Raw genomic sequence first — 15,075 nt, forward strand, 5'->3', positions numbered from 1 at the left:
CAATCAAACTCAATTATAGGGGTTTTTTAACTTCATTTCCATAGCAAAAAACCGGGGATCTCATCCCCGGTTAACTTTTTGTCAGTCGATATCCATAATAGATCAGCCCGATGCCAATCGAGTTGGCAAGCGGCAGCATCTGCGGCAGGTCGAGGCGCGTAAACGTCCCGCCCATCGCGATGATCAGCGACCCGATCCCAATCCACAGACCCGATTTGGAACGGCGCGCGATCGCGGTGAAAAATGCGCCGCCGATCAGAGCCAGACTGCCCGGAATCGTCAGGATCGGCGAGAAGATGCGCACCGCGCTCGGCAGCGCTTCGCCGCCGATCTCGCCTTCCGCCCCTTGCAGCACCGTCAGATCGACCGGCACCGTCAAGGCCTGGTACAGCATAACCGCTGTGACGCCTACGATCAGCACCAGAAAGACATGGGCCCAGCGGGGCCTGATCGTAAAATACAGCTGGCCCGCCCCGAGGAATGCGACAAGCGATGCTGCCGATACATACCACAGCCGGTAGACAGTCTCGTCCCAGCCCCAAATATAGGAGAGTGCGCTGCCCAGCGCGCTGAAGGTGTACATCAGAAAGCCGATCAGCCAGGCCAGCTGAGCCGCCTTGCGCTTCCGCAGCCACTCCTGCAGGATCTGCAGGGAGAAATAGCCGGCGAGCAGCGTGGCAAAGCTCCACAACAACAAGTTCATCATGCGTCCTTCTTTCTACGTGATCTTCAGAGAAACGACGCCAAGCACCGCCAGCACGCCAACGACGGTGACCAGCAGCACCAAGCGGTACGGCCATGCTGCTTGGATCGCAGCGTCTGCCCCGCCTGCCGTGTGCAGACGCTTTTTCAAACGGCGCCCCACCAAAGCGAGCACGATGGTGGAGAACAAGACCATCATCGAGCCGCCTTGTTCCATAAACGAGATCCAAAACGGCAGATTGCTATGTTCAATCCCCAACTGCTGGAGCATGACGGCGCCCGAGATCAGCACGATCACTGCGCTCGGATGCGACAGGCTGTTCGTCAGCTTGAGGTACGCGATGATCTGTGCTTTAACAGTTTCTCCCGCACCGCGTTTGATCATGACGAGCAAAAAGCATAACACGACCAAACTGCCCAGCCAAATGGCCAGACCGGTGATATGCAAAAAGAACATGAATTCATACATCAGACTTCACCTCGATCTCGATACGTGCAAAAGCAACCCGACACTAGTGTCGGGTTTGATTATGTCATAGGCTGACCCGTGAGTCAAGAATCAATTCGGGACCTGCAGACCGCCGTACAAGAGGTCGAAAATCTGCTCGCTCCACCTCCCTGCCTGCAGCCCTTCCGGGTTCGGCAGCAGAACAGATTGGAACAGCAGCGCGGCGATCATCGCGGTCGGCACGTCGCGGCGGATTGCGTTTTGCCCTTGCGCTGTTTCCAGCGCTGCGGTCATCAGTTCGGCCAGCCACTGGTGATCCTCCTGTACGGCGGCGAGCGCCTGGGCCACTTTTTCCGAAGCGGCACCCGCTGCTTTGAGCGCCGGGATCAGCTGCACGATCTGATGGAGTTGCGAATGCGTGTGGAAGATGCGGATCATCCCTTTGATCTGCAGCAGGGCTTCGTCCTCGGCCCGCAGGCTTTCGCATTCTGCGATGATCCCGGCCATCGCGTCGGTCATGTAGGCGGCGATCAGGTCGTCTTTGTTGGAAAAGTGGTCGTAGAGCGTGCTGCGACCGACGCCTAAGCGTTCGGAGAGCAGAGAGAAATTGAACCCGTCATAACCTCGCTCCACAAGCAGCCGTTCGGTGGCGGTCATCAGGTCGCCCCGCTCCACTTTTTTCTTCGCCACAAGCTCTACCTTCTTTCCGTGTGCGTGCTAGGCGTGCTGCAGGGAACGCTTGCAGAGCACGCCTTTGATCGCAAAATAGTCGACGTCGCCAGGCAGCGCTTCTTTGAGCGGCTTGAGCGTTTCTGCGCCCAGTTCGTCGATCGCAGCCAGGATCAGGCTTTCCTGCTCCGGCGGGATGATCCGCTCCCACTGCACCGGCTGCCCTTCGGAGATGGCGCGGATGATGTGATCCTGCACGGTGACCGGCTTCAGCCCGCGCTCGTCGGCGACTTCGGCGAGCGACAGGCCGTCTTGGAACAGCTGGTAGGACTTGAGGTGGCTTGGCGTCTCGTCTCCTGCTGCCCCCTCCTGTGCAGCAGGCGCGGGGGTGCGGGTCGAGGTGATGCCGCGCTCCTGTGCGTACTCCTGCAACAGTTGCAGGAACGGGGTGCCGTAGCGGGCCATCTTGCCTTCGCCGATCCCTTTGACACCGAGCATCGCCGCTTCGTCGGTCGGGCAGTATTCGCTCAGTTCGCGCAGCGTGCTGTCCGAGAAAATGATGTACGGCGGCACTTTTTCACGCTGCGAGATCTCTTTGCGCAGTTCGCGCAGGCGTTCGAACAGCGTGTTGTCGCCGCTGACCGTCTTTTCCGGGCGCAGGCGGATCTTTTGCAAAACTTGCGCTTGCCCTTTCAGCACTTGCGCCGCTTGGGCGTCGAGGCGCACCACCGGATACTGCCCGTCGGTGAGCACGAGATACCCTTCGGCGATCAGGACGTGGATCAGGTCGGTGATCTCTTTTTCTTTGTAGGACTTCATCAAGCCGTAGGTCGGCAGCTTGTCGAAGCCGAACTGGAGCACTTTTTTGTTCGCCGAGCCTTTCAAGACTTGGGCGACGAGGGACGCGCCAAAGCGCTCCTTCATCCGGTAGATGCAGGAGAAGATCTTTTGGGCCTCGACGGTGATGTCTTTCAGTTCGCTTTCGTCTTTGCAGTTGGAGCAGACGCCGCACGGTTCCACCGCTTCATCGTCGAAATACTCGAGGATGTAGTTGCGCAGGCAGCGCGTGGTGTGCGAGAAGTCGACCATGGTCTGGAGCTTCTTGTACTCCTGCGGTTTGCGCTCGGGGGCCATCACCGACTGCTCGATGAGAAACTTCTGCAGTTGCACATCCTGCGGGTGGTACAGCAGGATGCATTCGCTGGGCTCGCCGTCGCGTCCGGCGCGGCCTGCTTCCTGATAGTACGATTCCATGTTTTTCGGCAGGTTGACGTGCAGCACATAGCGGACGTTTGACTTGTCGATGCCCATGCCAAATGCGTTGGTGGCGACCATGATGCGGATGTCGTCGTAGAGGAACTGCTCTTGGTAGAGCGTCTTCTCTTCGTCGCTCAGCCCGGCGTGGTATTTGCCGGCCGTGAAGCCGCGCTGCAGCAGTTCGGCGTGCAAAGTGTCGACTTCTTTGCGGGTGGCGGCGTAGATGACGCCGGCCTGTTCGCGGACTTGTTCCAGATAGTGCAGCACAAAATCGCGCTTGTTCTCCCCGCGCAGGACTTTGAACGTGAGGTTCTCGCGATTAAACCCGGTGACGAACGAATACTCCGGGTCGATGCCAAGAAGCTCGACGATATCAAGCGTGACCTCGGTGGTCGCGGTCGCCGTAAACGCGGTGACGAGCGGACGCTGGGGCAGCAGGTCAAGCACCTTGGGAACGGCGAGATAGCTGGGGCGGAAGTCGTGACCCCACTGAGAAATGCAATGCGCTTCGTCGATGGCGATCATCGAGATGGGGAGAGTTTCGAGCTGGGAGCGGAACCGTTCGGAGTCGAGCCGCTCCGGGGCGATGTAGATCAGCTTGTACGCGCCGTGGCGGGCTGCTTCCATGCGCTCTTCCGCTTGGGACTGGGTGAGCGATGAGTTGATATACGTGGCGGGGATGTCGATGCTGGTGAGCGCGTCGACTTGGTCTTTCATGAGGGAGATCAGGGGGGAGATGACCAGGGTGACACCGGGCAGCAGGAGCGCCGGGATCTGGTAGCAGATCGATTTGCCTCCGCCGGTCGGCATGATGCCTAGGACATCGTGTCCGCTCAAGATGCTGGCAATGATCCGTTCCTGTCCTTTGCGGAACGAATCGTACCCGTAGTATTTCTTGAGCAGGTGCAGAGCTTGTTCAAACACGGGCAACACCTCGCTTTCCTTCTATCCTACCACCCCTTCTGTAAAAAAGAAACGAGACTTCTGTGCAAATCCGGGCCAAAAATGTTCAATCTAGGCAAAGCGACAAGCTTGCGCTATAATGACCACATCCTGCTCTTCCGACTTACAAAATACGTGGATGTTACTCTTTTAAAAGAGAGACAGCATCCCTTTCACTCCAATTGAAAAGGAGCAAGATCCCCATGGAACAAAAACTCGACCAAGTCCTCTCCATCCTCACCGCCATTCAGCAAAACGTCTCCGCTATTCAGCAAGACGTAACCGGACTTCAGAAAAACGTCTCCGCTATTCAGCAAGACGTAACCGGACTTCAGAAAAACGTCTCCGCTATTCAGCAAGACGTAACCGGACTTCAGCAAAACGTCTCCGCACTTCAGCAAGACTTCACGGCTTTCAAGGCTGAAACTGCAGCCAACTTCACAAGACTGGAACAACGAATCACCGGTCTGGAAGAAGAGGTAGCGGGTTTGAAACAGGAGTTTTACGATCACCGTCAAGAGTTTAATGATCTCCGTCAGGAATTTAACGAGCACCGCCACGAGTTTAGCGATCTCCGTCAGGAGTTTAACGAGCACCGTCAGGAATTTATCGCGTTTACGGAGGAGACCGCCACGCATTTTGCCATCGTGGAACGGGACATTGCTGCGGTGCAGGCAAAAACCGGCTTCATGGAAAAGCATTTCGCCATGATCAATGAGCATACCCTTCATATCCTCAAGTTCCTGCCCAGTCACTTTGAGCTACAGTGCCTGGTGTACAAGCACCAGATCATCTTAGCGAAACTTCACATTCAGCGCGAAGAACAAGCACCTGTTGAAGTTGCCGTTTAATCAAAAGAGTCAACCTCCACTCCGAGGTTGACTCTCCCCTTTTACTTCCCCGCCAATAACTTCTCGATCGCCAATGGCAACAGTTCCCTTAGCGTACCAAACGAATAGCTCAGCTCCAGTCGCTCCGTCCACTTGTGCGCATCTTTCCCCACCGGGCCAATGTTCAGCACCGGCACATCCAGCCGCTTCATTTCATCCAATGGCAGCTGATACCCTTTTTCCCACAGGGGCATGTTGGCCGTCATCGGGCGCATCGCATCCGGCGGCACCGGCAGCCCGACATAGCTGAGGTCGCAGATCCCCGGGAAAAAGTGCACCTGCTCCAGCTCAATCCCATACGTATCCTCCGCACGCTTGATTACGTCTGCCACCACATCCTGCACCAAGCAGTGACGGCGCGAACTCACGGCCGGGTAAAACGACGGCGTGAAAAAGACCACGATCATCGGCGCCAATTCTTTGCACAGTCCGGCCAGATCATCAACCAGTTCCACCGAGAAGTTCCGATCGTCCATCCCGCCGCGCCCGGCCGCCAACTTCGCCTGACGCTGTTCCAGCACTTCCTGCCCATGTGTCTGCACGGCATATGCATGCAGCTGTTCATAGCTGAGCACCCGCACCGAGACCGCTCCGCTTTCTGCCGAGCCCAACTGCCGGCTGTGTTGGATGCGCTCTGCATAATGCTGCTCAATCTTCCGCGCTGCCCGGTTTGCAGCTGTCAGCAACTGCTGCATGACATCATCGATCGACCGCTCGAACAAAAACAGATTAAACAACGTCACCGCCCGGCTGGGAATCTGCACCGAATAGTCTTTGCGCAGATCCTTCTGCAGCAAATTGGTCGGCGGCGGGGTCACTTCCCCTTCCACCCGCTCGCAAAAATCGGCGTTCAACTCCACTTCCAGCGTCGCCAAGGATGCCATCAGATTCGCATTCAAGCCCCGAAACGGCTCCCCGACATGCGATTCCTTCCCGTAGCAGTACAGCCCCGGCAGCACTTTGCCGATCGTCCCGGTGTAGAGGTACTTTTTCGTGTCACCCGGCGGCAGCGCAAACATCGGCTCTGAGTTGAGCACCGCTTGGTACTCCAGACCATGCTCTTCCGCAAGTTTCAGCATGGCCGGCACCGCTGCCCGCATCCCGATTGAGTCCACCTCTTCATCCGGCACGGTCAGCAAGAGCACATTCCCGGCAAACTTCCCGGCGCACGCCTGCTCCACCATCGCCATCTGCAAGGCCAGCCCGGCCTTCATATCCATCGTCCCGCGCCCGAACAGCCACTCCCCCGACTTCAGATCATCCTGCACCTCGGGAGGTAGCACTTCCTGGTGCTCATTAAAGAACCTGGTCAGTTCTTTCGCATCAAACGCCATGTCCTTCCACTCGCCATAGTCCTGCACCGACACCACGTCAAAATGCGAGAGCAGCACCACCGTCTCGCGCACATCCGGCGCCTTTTTCACCAAAGCGGTCACAAACTCCCGCCCATCCCCGGTCGGATGGAGCTGCAGATGCTCGCGATGCGCCTGAAAATAAGCCAGCGTCCCCAGCTTCTCTGCGACCAGCCCCGGCACCGCTTTTTCCGCGTCGGTCAGCGTGATGCTTGGCACTCGCACCAGTTCGCACAAGAGCTCTGTCAAATCCGCTTTCGTCTGCCACATCTCCATCGCTCCGCCTCCTCCCATCACTCTAGTAAATTTATAATGCCATTATAACAAAAAGAGCACCAAAGACCCACGATGGCCTTTGATGCTCTCCCGTTCATTTCAATTACGAACCAAACGTCAACCAGCTTTCCACCGTGCGTTTGAACATGGTCCACATGCCGGCTTTGCTGACGTCGATGCTGGCTACGAGTTCCGATTTGGCGATGACCCCACCGTCTTTTTTGATCACGATGGCGCCAAGCACCTGACCTTTTTTAATCGGGGCCTGCACATCGTTCAGGACGATTTCCTGCTGGTAGGCCGCTTTCTTGTCGCCTTTTTTCATCAGGACGCCAACCGTGTCGCGGGTGACGATCGGCAGGTTGCGGACGTCGCCTTTGTCGATCGGGACTTGCTGGACGACTTGGCCTGGCTTGAACAGGACTTCCGACTTGTAGTTGGCGAAGGCGTAGTCCATCATCTGCGAGATCTCCGCGTTGCGCACCGGAGAGGTCGGCGCGCCCATCGCAACGGCGATGACGCGGAAGCCGCCGCGCTTGGCCGTCGCGGACAAGCAATATTTTGCTTCAGCCGTGAAGCCGGTCTTCAGGCCGTCCATGCCGGTGTAAAAGCGCACCAGCTTGTTGGTGTTGACCAGCCAGAACGGCTTTTCGCTCGTTTTGCGCAGATAGTCCTGATAGATGCCGGTGAACTTCGTCACGCCGTCATGCTTCAGCAGTTCGCGCGACATCAGCGCAATGTCATACGCCGAGGTGTAGTGGTTCTCCACTGGCAGACCGTTTACGTTGCTGAAATGCGTGTTTTTGCAGCCGAGCTGCTCAGCGCGCTCGTTCATCATCTGCACAAAGCCTTCTTCCGAACCGGCCAGATGCTCCGCCACCGCCACCGCTGCGTCATTGCCCGAAGCGACGGCGATCCCTTTGAACATCTCTTCCAAAGACATCTCTTCGCCCGGCTCCAGGAAGATCTGCGAGCCGCCCATGCTGGCCGCGTTTTCGCTGGTGCGGATCTTGTCGCTCCATTTCACTTTGCCGTTTTCCACCGCTTCCATGATCAAAAGCATCGTCATCACTTTCGTCACCGACGCAGGCGGCAGTTTCTGGTTGCCGTTTTTCTCAAACAGCACCGTGCCGGTCGCCTGATCCATCAGCACTGCCGATACCGATTGTTTCGCCAGGTCTACCTGTGCCGCTTTGTTATCCTTTTTCTCGGCTGCCGCTGCCGAGCCTGTAAAAGATGCAAACATAAGTGCCGTCGCGCACAGCAGCGCTGTGCAGTTGCGGCCAAGTCGTCTTGTGAGAGACATGTCTTACCCTCCCTGGATCGTTTCAAGTTAAAGTCAGCACTTGTAGCATGCTTCCAGTTCGGTTTTTTTATTACAAAACATGAAAAGACATGAAAAAACCCCTCCGATGAGGGGTTGTGTTTAGTGTTGCTCGTCAAAACGCTCACGATATTCTTTTTTGCTGAGGCCTGCATCCGCGCGATAGTGGTCACGGTAATCAAAAGTCCCGCACATGGTCCCTTTGTTGGTGCCCACCACATCGTTTCCGTTCGAGGTCACTTCGATCATCTCCGCGACGCATGCAGTCTCTTTATTGTACGTGCACTCTTCCACTTGGCATTTTACACCTGCTGGCATTCCATTCACCCCCTATGGAGCTTATTGTTGCCAGCAAAAATGCCGCGTATACCGCATCTGTGACCTTAGACGAAGCGTTCGATCCCCGTTTTGGTGACCACGCCGTAGATCAGCGGAGGCGCCGCAGTTGGTTCATCTGACAGCACGTACGCCGCCTGCAATCGCGAGATCACTTCCCGCAGCCTGCTCTCGTCGTTGACGTGCAGGGTCGCGATCGGTTCGTTGGCCGCCACCGCATCGCCCGCCTTTTTGTGCAGCACGATGCCGACCGCCAGATCGACTTCCGACTCTTTCGTCTCCCGCCCTGCGCCAAGCAGCATCGCGCAGGTGCCGACCTCTTCGGCGTGAATTTCCGCCACATAGCCCGCGCGGCCCAGCGTCACCGGCACCTGGCGCCCTGCTTGCGGCAGCAGGGCCGGGTCGTCGACAACCGCCGGGTTGCCGCCTTGCGCTTCGATAAAGCGGCGGAACGTCTCCAAGGCCTTGCCGCTTTGCAGCGAATCGGTCAGCATCTGCAACGCTTCCTCTGCCGTCTGGGCATGGTTGGTCGCGACCAGCATGTACGAGCCCAGCACGAGGCACAGCTCGGCCAGATCTTCCGGCCCTTGACCGCGCAAGGTGTCGATCGCTTCCTGCACTTCCAAGGCGTTGCCGATCGCATAGCCCAGCGGCTGCTCCATCCCGGAGATCACGCCGATCGTGTTGCGCCCGACGTTGGTGCCGATGTCGACCATCGCCTTGGCCAACTCAAACGAGCCGTCCAGCGTTTTCATAAACGCGCCGTCACCCGTCTTCACGTCCAGCACGATCGAGTCGGCGCCCGATGCGATTTTCTTGGACATGATCGAAGAAGCGATCAGCGGAATCGTGTCGACCGTCGCCGTCACGTCACGCAAGGCGTACAGCTTTTTATCGGCCGGCGCCACCGAGCCGGTCTGGCCGATCAGGGCACAGCCGTACTCGTTGACGTTTTTCACAAACTGCTCCTCCGGCATGTCGATCCCAAAGCCCGGAATCGCCTCCAACTTGTCGATCGTGCCGCCCGTATGCCCAAGGCCGCGCCCGGACAGCTTGGCGACCGGAACGCCAACAGATGCGACCAGCGGCAAGAGCACAAGCGTGGTCGTGTCGCCAACGCCGCCGGTGGAGTGCTTGTCAACTTTGTTCCCTTTGATCGCCGACAGGTCCATCATGTCGCCCGACTGCGCCATCGCCAAGGTCAGTTCTGCCGTCTCTTCGGCCGTCATGCCTTGGAAATAGATCGCCATCGCCATCGCCGACATCTGGTAGTCGGGAATCGTGCCGTCGGTGAACCCTTTGATCACGTAGGTAATCTCCTGCTTGTTCAGTTGGCCGCCGTCGCGTTTTTTGTGGATGATGTCATACATTCTCATCGCAGTTGCCCCTTAGCCTTTCACGATTTGGCTCAGGAAGCTTTCCCCGAGAGCGGTGCTCTTCAAGCCGTAGTTCTCCGCGATCGTCGCCCCAAGATCGGCAAATGTGCTGCGGGTGCCGAGGTCGAGGTCGCCTGTTGCGTTTTTCCCGTAGACCAGGAGCGGCACATACTCGCGGCTGTGGTCGGTGCCCGGCGTGGTCGGGTCGCAGCCGTGGTCGGCGGTGAGGATCAGCAGGTCATCTTCTTTCATCGCCGCGATGATCTCCGGCAAACGCGCGTCAAATTCGAGGATCGATTTCGCAAACCCTTCCGGATCGTTGCGGTGCCCGTACAAAGCGTCAAAGTCGACGAGGTTGGTAAAGATCATGCCCTTCTCGACTTGCTTCATCTGCTCAAGCGTCTTCTCAACGCCGTCCATGTTGCCATTGGTCGACGCTTTGCCGTTCACGCCGGAACCGCCGTAGATGTCGTAGATCTTGCCGACGCCAACAACCGCCAGCCCCGCCTCGTCCATCTCGTTGAGCACGGTGCGGCCAAAATCGCGGGAATAGTCGTGACGGTTCGCCGTGCGGGTGAAGTTGCCCGGCTCGCCGATAAACGGACGGGCGATGACGCGGCCGACCGCATGTTCGCCGACGAGCAGTTCGCGGGCGATTTTGCACATGTTGTACAGTTCTTCGAGCGGAATCACTTCTTCATGCGCGGCGATCTGGAACACCGAGTCGCCCGAAGTGTAGATGATCGGCGAACCGGTCTTCATATGCTCTTCGCCGAGGTCTTGGATGATCTCGGTGCCCGACGCCGGGTAGTTGCCAAGCGTCTTGCGGCCGGTGCGGCGCTCAAACTCGTCCATCAGATCGCGCGGGAAGCCGTCCGGATAGGTCGGGAGCGGCTTGTCGAGCTTGATACCCATCATCTCCCAGTGGCCGTTGGTCGTGTCTTTGCCTGCCGACAGCTCGGCCATCTTGCCATAAGAGCCAAGCGCTTCAACCTGCGCACTCACGCCTTGCAGCGGGTGAATCTTGCCCAGGCCAAGGCGCTCCAGGTTCGGCACGTTCAAGCCGCCGACCGCCTTGGCGATGTTGCCAATCGTATTCGAACCTTGATCTCCATATTCAGCAGCATCGTACATCTCACCGATGCCGCAGCTATCCAATACGATAAACACGATGCGATTAAAGCTCATGTTAGAATCTCCTCCGTTTTGCTCGATACTCACAATTAGGGTATGTCTTTCCTGTCTTGTCCATTAATGTACCCCAAAGGACAGATGTCTGACAACCCATAGAGACCAGGAATCAAAAAACCGCCTCCTGTGGAGAAAGCGGTACCTTACAGTCCATACGAAGCTAACACCTGTTTCAACGACCCTTTGGTCTGCACTTCCTCCGGCATTCGCAAACCAAGCTCCACCATCGTCATGGCGATTTCCGGACGAATGCCGGTCACCATCGCTTCACAGCCGAGCAAGCGGATGCCGTCGAGCAAGCGAAACAAGGTGCCTGCCACCGCCGTGTCCATCATCGGAACGCCGGACAGGTCGAGGATGATCAAGGTCACGCCATGCTCGGCGACTTGTTCCAGCACCTGATCTTGGATCTTTTGCGCCCGGAACGTGTCGATCATGCCGATCAGCGGCAGAATGGCTTTGGTCGCCGACAGCGGAATCACCGGCACCGACAGCTCTTCCACCAGCTCGCGGTGCAGGCGGAGCTGTGTCTCCTTGTGCTCCAAAAAACCTGTGTAATAGCTCTGCGAATACAGATCCACCAGATGGTTGGTCAAGCCTTCCAACTCAAAAAAATCGTCTGCAGCATACGGCTTGCCTGCAGAAAACTCCTGCAGCAATGTCCAATACGTTCTGCGAAACGCCGGAATCAGCTGCCCGATATATCTGATCGGCAAATCGTGTTTCGCGGCCGTGATGCCGCGGCGGTATCCGATCTCCTGCAGCATGTGCGCTTCCGACTGTGCCAGGTACAAAGCGACCATGCGAAAATGCTGATAGAAATCGGTATTGCCTACATACTCGGTCTCGATCATAAACTCGTACACATTTGCCCGTTGCAGCTCTTGCGCATACTGCCGGTCAAACGCCTCTTGATGAGAAAGCAAAAAAGCTTCCCAGTCATGCGACTGTTGTGCCCGCTCCTGCAGGTTCATCCGCTCTCCCCCTCACCCGACTATTATATACAGAAAAGATTGCCAGAGAAAAGCCCCTCGCGCCGATTGGCGGAGGGGCTGCTCTCTCACATTGAGGGTAGGGGGAGTGTTGTTCTACTTAAATGGGTTGGCTGTTATATAAATACGAAACCCCCACTTCAAATGTGGGGGTCAAATTCATTTGCTTAGGCACGCGGATGTGCTTTGGCGTAGACTTCTTTTAAACGAGATTTGGTGAGATGCGTGTAAATCTGTGTGGTCGAGATGTCGGCATGCCCCAGCATCTCCTGCACCGCACGCAAGTCTGCACCGTTCTCCAGCAGATGTGTCGCGAAGGAGTGACGCAGGGTATGCGGTGTGATCTCTTTATCGATCATCGCAGTTTGCGCGTATTTCTTAATGATCTTCCAAAAGCCCTGGCGCGACAACCGCTGCCCGTGATGGTTGAGGAACAGCGAATCTTCCGTCTGATCGCGGAGCAGCTTGCCCCGGCTCTTCAGCAGATAATCGCCAACGGTGGTCAAGGCCACCGAACCGAGCGGAATGATGCGCTCCTTCGAGCCTTTGCCGTAACATTTGAGAAAGCCCATATTGATGTTCACGTCCGAGATGTTTAAAGACACCAGCTCGGAGACGCGAATTCCCGTCGCATAAAGCAATTCGAGCATCGCCTTGTCCCGCGAACCGGCCACCGTGCCCGTGTCGGGGCCTTCGAGCAGCGATTCCACCTCAGCGACCGACAGCACCTTCGGCAGGCGCTTCTCGATCTTCGGCGATTCCAGGTTGGCCGTCGGGTCACCGTCGATCAGGCCGTCACGCAGCAAAAAGCCGTAGAACGCGCGCAAAGAAGCCAGGTTGCGCGAGATCGTGGAAGTCGCACGGCCTTTGCGCTGCAGTTCCGCCAGAAACGCGATGATGTTGGCGCGCCGCGTTTGGTTGAGGTCACGGATGCCGCTTCGCTCTAAGAAGCCCACATACCCGACCAAGTCACGCTGATACGACTCGAGTGTGTTCAGTGCGAGTCCTCGTTCTACTGCTAGGTAATGTATAAATCGCTCGATCAGCCTGTCCATGTAACGACTCCTTTTGCCCATTGCTTGACCTTGAAGAAATTCGGCAATCGGGGCGCAAATCCTGCCGCCGGACAAAAGTTATGTAAAGAAATCTATTCCCCTATTTCATAAAACAGGCTGAGCCGGTCCAGCATTTCCTCATAGATCTCATCCGACTGGGCCTCTTCATAACGCGCTTCCACCTTCACCGCATCGCCGCCGACCGGCTCTTTGTACTTGTTGGCCGGCTGGATCATCTCCTGCACGATCATCAGCACTTTGAAGCAGATGAAACTGAAGATTACGGTAAAGATGACCATGCGCAAAAAGCGCGACAACTGGCGAACGGAAATGATCATCTCTTGTCCCCCCTTACAAGTACCTCTTTCTATCTGTATGGACAGGGACATAAAAAAAGAAGGAGCAATTGCTGCTCCTTCTCGGTTGGATTATGCAGTTACAGCTGCCAGATCGGTGAAGCCGTAGCCCAGAGCGGTTGCAACCGCTTCGTAGGTGACTTTGCCGCCAACAACGTTGACGCCTTTTGCCAGCGCTGCATCGTCCTTCACAGCTTTCTCCCAGCCCTTGTTCGCCAGCGCAACCGCGTAGTTGAGGGTGACGTTGGTCAAAGCCAGGGTCGAGGTGCGGGCAACAGCGCCCGGCATGTTCGCCACTGCGTAGTGGACAACGCCGTGCTTGACGTAGGTCGGCTCGGAGTGCGTGGTCACGCGGTCGATCGTCTCGATCGAGCCGCCTTGGTCGATCGCCACGTCGACGATGACAGAGCCCGGAGACATCTGTTCAACCATGTATTCTTTGACCAGCTTCGGAGCGCGCGCGCCCGGGATGAGGACAGCACCGACGACGAGGTCCGCAACGCGCACCATCGATTCGATGTTGAAGGAGTTGGACATCAAGGTGCGCAGACGGCCGCCGAAGATGTCATCGAGTTGACGCAGACGAGCTGCGTTGTTGTCGAGGATCGTGACGTTTGCGCCCAGGCCCAGCGCCATTTTCGCAGCGTTAGTGCCGACGATGCCGCCGCCGATGATCACCACGTTGCCCGGCAATACTCCCGGTACGCCGCCAAGCAGGATGCCTTTGCCGCCCCACGGCTTCTCGAGGAACTGTGCGCCGATCTGCACCGACATGCGGCCTGCCACTTCGGACATCGGAGTGAGCAGCGGCAGGGAACGATCCGGCAGCTGGATGGTTTCGTATGCGATCGCGACGACGCCATTGTCGATCAGAGCCTTGGTCAGCTCCGGTTCCGGCGCGAGGTGCAGGTAGGTGAACAGAATCAGGTCTTTGCGGAAGTAGCCGTATTCAGACGGGAGCGGCTCTTTTACTTTCATGATCATGTCAGCGGTGCTCCAGACTTCGCCTGCCGTTTCGAGAATCACAGCGCCTGCGTTCTGGTAGTCTTCGTTCGTGAAACCGCTTCCCAGACCGGCCTGGGTCTCGATAAATACGTTATGGCCGTTTGTGCGGAGCGCTTCTACGCCCGCCGGAGTGATGGCGACACGGTTCTCATTGTTCTTGATTTCCTTCGGAATTCCAACGTTCATAATTATGTAGGCCCCCTTAAGTGCGAGCATGGCTCGTCCAAACAATACAGTTCATTTCTTATGCAATAAATATGCCAAGTCGAGAGGACTTGGAAACTTGTCCAGCGTTCGTACAGAATTTAGTCTGACATCATCAAGAATGAAGTATACCGCCTGTCCCGGATATCTGCAAAAAATAACAGGGTCTGCAAAAACATGCAGGCAGTCTTTTGCATAGGTATTGCGGTGTTACTCATCGCCTTTGCAAGTTTCGCAGTAGCCGAGGAAACTGACGCGGTGGTCCACGATCTTAAACTTGTGATCGCGTTCGACCCGCTCCTCAAGATCGTCGAGCATGTCTTCGATCTCCGACAGCTTCCCGCATTTCAGGCAGATCAGATGATGGTGGTGATGCGGGTGATCGTCGGTGCGGAACTCGTAGCGCGCCACGCCGTCGCCGAAGTTGAGCTTCTCGATGATCTTCAGTTCGCACAGCAGATCGAGGGTGCGGTAGACGGTCGCAAGGCCGATGTCGGGCGACTTTTGCTTAACCAGCATGAAAATCTCTTCCGCACTCAGATGGCTCTCTTCGTTCTCCAGAAGCACGCGAAGGGTTGCTTCACGCTGAGGGGTCAGCTTAAACTGCTCCGCATGGAGTTGTTTTTTAATCTGTTCGAGTCTCTCTTGCATCTCCTGCCCCCCTTAGCCGTTTTCTCTAAATCCTTCCTTATTATATTCA

At 56.8% G+C, this 15,075-nt stretch carries 15 protein-coding genes; 1 reads left to right on the plus strand and 14 read right to left on the minus strand.

All coding sequences use genetic code 11. The features are described from left to right. Positions 1–70 precede the first annotated feature (70 nt). From CBW65_RS21015 to recQ, 4 genes are all read right to left on the minus strand, one after another. Positions 71–703: a hypothetical protein gene (locus CBW65_RS21015; protein ID WP_087458520.1), complete on the minus strand. Its 633-nt coding sequence runs from the start codon at positions 701–703 to the stop codon at positions 71–73. 15 nt (positions 704–718) lie between these two features. After that, on the minus strand, positions 719–1,171 hold the full coding sequence (locus CBW65_RS21020; protein ID WP_087458521.1) for a hypothetical protein: 453 nt from the start codon (positions 1,169–1,171) through the stop codon (positions 719–721). Between the two features lie 90 nt (positions 1,172–1,261). Then, positions 1,262–1,840, minus strand: coding sequence for a TetR/AcrR family transcriptional regulator (locus CBW65_RS21025; protein WP_087458522.1), 579 nt, complete (start codon positions 1,838–1,840; stop codon positions 1,262–1,264). Between the two features lie 27 nt (positions 1,841–1,867). Further along, positions 1,868–4,000, minus strand: coding sequence for a DNA helicase RecQ (gene recQ / locus CBW65_RS21030; RefSeq protein ID WP_087459325.1), 2,133 nt, complete (start codon positions 3,998–4,000; stop codon positions 1,868–1,870). A gap of 221 nt (positions 4,001–4,221) precedes the next feature. Between recQ and CBW65_RS21035 the strand changes: the two genes are divergently transcribed. Further along, positions 4,222–4,869, plus strand: coding sequence for a hypothetical protein (locus tag CBW65_RS21035; RefSeq protein WP_087458523.1), 648 nt, complete (start codon positions 4,222–4,224; stop codon positions 4,867–4,869). Positions 4,870–4,910: 41 nt separating this feature from the next. Here CBW65_RS21035 and CBW65_RS21040 read toward each other — a convergent pair whose 3' ends face one another. From CBW65_RS21040 to fur, 10 genes are all read right to left on the minus strand, one after another. Further along, on the minus strand, positions 4,911–6,536 hold the full coding sequence (locus CBW65_RS21040; protein ID WP_087458524.1) for a M20/M25/M40 family metallo-hydrolase: 1,626 nt from the start codon (positions 6,534–6,536) through the stop codon (positions 4,911–4,913). A 103-nt stretch (positions 6,537–6,639) separates the two neighbouring features. Further along, positions 6,640–7,842, minus strand: coding sequence for a D-alanyl-D-alanine carboxypeptidase family protein (locus CBW65_RS21045; RefSeq protein WP_232463388.1), 1,203 nt, complete (start codon positions 7,840–7,842; stop codon positions 6,640–6,642). A gap of 120 nt (positions 7,843–7,962) precedes the next feature. Next, positions 7,963–8,178 carry a DUF1540 domain-containing protein gene (locus CBW65_RS21050; RefSeq protein ID WP_087458525.1) on the minus strand — a complete coding sequence of 72 codons (216 nt, stop codon included), beginning with the start codon at positions 8,176–8,178 and terminating at the stop codon, positions 7,963–7,965. A 65-nt stretch (positions 8,179–8,243) separates the two neighbouring features. Next, positions 8,244–9,572: a pyrimidine-nucleoside phosphorylase gene (locus tag CBW65_RS21055; protein WP_157722104.1), complete on the minus strand. Its 1,329-nt coding sequence runs from the start codon at positions 9,570–9,572 to the stop codon at positions 8,244–8,246. A 12-nt stretch (positions 9,573–9,584) separates the two neighbouring features. Continuing rightward, positions 9,585–10,760 (minus strand): phosphopentomutase, encoded by a 1,176-nt coding sequence (locus CBW65_RS21060; RefSeq protein WP_087458527.1) that lies wholly within the window; start codon positions 10,758–10,760, stop codon positions 9,585–9,587. A 146-nt stretch (positions 10,761–10,906) separates the two neighbouring features. After that, positions 10,907–11,737 (minus strand): STAS domain-containing protein, encoded by an 831-nt coding sequence (locus tag CBW65_RS21065; RefSeq protein ID WP_087458528.1) that lies wholly within the window; start codon positions 11,735–11,737, stop codon positions 10,907–10,909. Between the two features lie 185 nt (positions 11,738–11,922). Then, on the minus strand, positions 11,923–12,810 hold the full coding sequence (gene xerD / locus CBW65_RS21070) for a site-specific tyrosine recombinase XerD (protein WP_087458529.1): 888 nt from the start codon (positions 12,808–12,810) through the stop codon (positions 11,923–11,925). Between the two features lie 92 nt (positions 12,811–12,902). Beyond that, positions 12,903–13,148, minus strand: coding sequence for a DUF4227 family protein (locus CBW65_RS21075; RefSeq protein WP_157722105.1), 246 nt, complete (start codon positions 13,146–13,148; stop codon positions 12,903–12,905). Positions 13,149–13,238: 90 nt separating this feature from the next. Next, positions 13,239–14,357 carry an alanine dehydrogenase gene (ald, locus tag CBW65_RS21080; protein ID WP_087458531.1) on the minus strand — a complete coding sequence of 373 codons (1,119 nt, stop codon included), beginning with the start codon at positions 14,355–14,357 and terminating at the stop codon, positions 13,239–13,241. Between the two features lie 228 nt (positions 14,358–14,585). Further along, entirely contained in the window at positions 14,586–15,026 is a 441-nt protein-coding gene (fur, locus tag CBW65_RS21085; RefSeq protein WP_087458532.1) for a ferric iron uptake transcriptional regulator, read from the minus strand. Positions 15,027–15,075 lie beyond the last annotated feature (49 nt).

Origin of the sequence: Tumebacillus avium (assembly GCF_002162355.1) — a bacterium.
Taxonomy (GTDB): domain Bacteria; phylum Bacillota; class Bacilli; order Tumebacillales; family Tumebacillaceae; genus Tumebacillus_A; species Tumebacillus_A avium.

What these genes read in the sequence shown, in the direction of transcription:
- CBW65_RS21045 (WP_232463388.1), bottom strand. Translation starts at nt 7,842, where the DNA reads ATGTCTCTCACAAGACGACTTGGCCGCAACTGCACAGCGCTGCTGTGC.
- CBW65_RS21050 (WP_087458525.1), bottom strand. Translation starts at nt 8,178, where the DNA reads ATGCCAGCAGGTGTAAAATGCCAAGTGGAAGAGTGCACGTACAATAAA.
- fur (WP_087458532.1), bottom strand. Translation starts at nt 15,026, where the DNA reads ATGCAAGAGAGACTCGAACAGATTAAAAAACAACTCCATGCGGAGCAG.
- CBW65_RS21020 (WP_087458521.1), bottom strand. Translation starts at nt 1,171, where the DNA reads ATGTATGAATTCATGTTCTTTTTGCATATCACCGGTCTGGCCATTTGG.
- CBW65_RS21040 (WP_087458524.1), bottom strand. Translation starts at nt 6,536, where the DNA reads ATGGAGATGTGGCAGACGAAAGCGGATTTGACAGAGCTCTTGTGCGAA.
- CBW65_RS21075 (WP_157722105.1), bottom strand. Translation starts at nt 13,148, where the DNA reads ATGATCATTTCCGTTCGCCAGTTGTCGCGCTTTTTGCGCATGGTCATC.
- ald (WP_087458531.1), bottom strand. Translation starts at nt 14,357, where the DNA reads ATGAACGTTGGAATTCCGAAGGAAATCAAGAACAATGAGAACCGTGTC.
- CBW65_RS21065 (WP_087458528.1), bottom strand. Translation starts at nt 11,737, where the DNA reads ATGAACCTGCAGGAGCGGGCACAACAGTCGCATGACTGGGAAGCTTTT.
- xerD (WP_087458529.1), bottom strand. Translation starts at nt 12,810, where the DNA reads ATGGACAGGCTGATCGAGCGATTTATACATTACCTAGCAGTAGAACGA.
- CBW65_RS21060 (WP_087458527.1), bottom strand. Translation starts at nt 10,760, where the DNA reads ATGAGCTTTAATCGCATCGTGTTTATCGTATTGGATAGCTGCGGCATC.
- CBW65_RS21035 (WP_087458523.1), top strand. Translation starts at nt 4,222, where the DNA reads ATGGAACAAAAACTCGACCAAGTCCTCTCCATCCTCACCGCCATTCAG.
- CBW65_RS21055 (WP_157722104.1), bottom strand. Translation starts at nt 9,572, where the DNA reads ATGAGAATGTATGACATCATCCACAAAAAACGCGACGGCGGCCAACTG.
- CBW65_RS21015 (WP_087458520.1), bottom strand. Translation starts at nt 703, where the DNA reads ATGAACTTGTTGTTGTGGAGCTTTGCCACGCTGCTCGCCGGCTATTTC.